This is a genomic window from Pseudomonas spartinae, assembly GCF_965197125.1.
GTDB lineage: Bacteria > Pseudomonadota > Gammaproteobacteria > Pseudomonadales > Pseudomonadaceae > Aquipseudomonas > Aquipseudomonas composti_A.
This window is the reverse complement of record NZ_CBDAMB010000038.1, coordinates 1-490: the sequence shown is the minus strand read 5'-3', so window position 1 is coordinate 490 and position 490 is coordinate 1. Positions and strand designations below refer to the sequence as shown.

Sequence of the window (490 nt, the reverse complement as noted above, 5' to 3'; positions counted from 1 at the left end):
TGATGAACCATTCCGTGCTCTTGCGTTTAAGATCATGGATGACCGTTTTGGTGCATTAACCTTCGTTCGTGTTTACTCAGGTAAACTGAAGAAAGGCGATACCATTTTGAACAGTGCGACAGGTAAAACTGAACGTATTGGCCGCATGGTAGAAATGCACGCTGATGACCGTAATGAAATCGACTCTGCGCAAGCGGGTGACATCATTGCTATCGTTGGTATGAAGAACGTGAAAACTGGTCATACTCTGTGTGATCCTAAACACGAATGTACTCTTGAGCCAATGATCTTCCCAATCCCAGTTATCTCTATCGCGGTTGCGCCTAAAGATAAAGGTGGTTCTGAGAAGTTAGGTGTTGCACTTGGTAAAATGGTTTCTGAAGATCCATCATTCCAAGTTGAGTCAGACGAAGAGACTGGCGAAACTATCCTGAAAGGGATGGGGGAACTTCACCTAGATATCAAAGTAGATATCCTTAAGCGTACGCAC

The 490-nt window shown here is 44.3% G+C and carries 1 protein-coding gene; it reads left to right on the top strand.

Annotation, left to right across the window (positions count from 1 at the left end):
- A partial coding sequence (locus ACN8M7_RS25950) for an EF-Tu/IF-2/RF-3 family GTPase (protein WP_490262626.1) occupies positions 1-490 on the top strand: 490 nt, incomplete at both ends.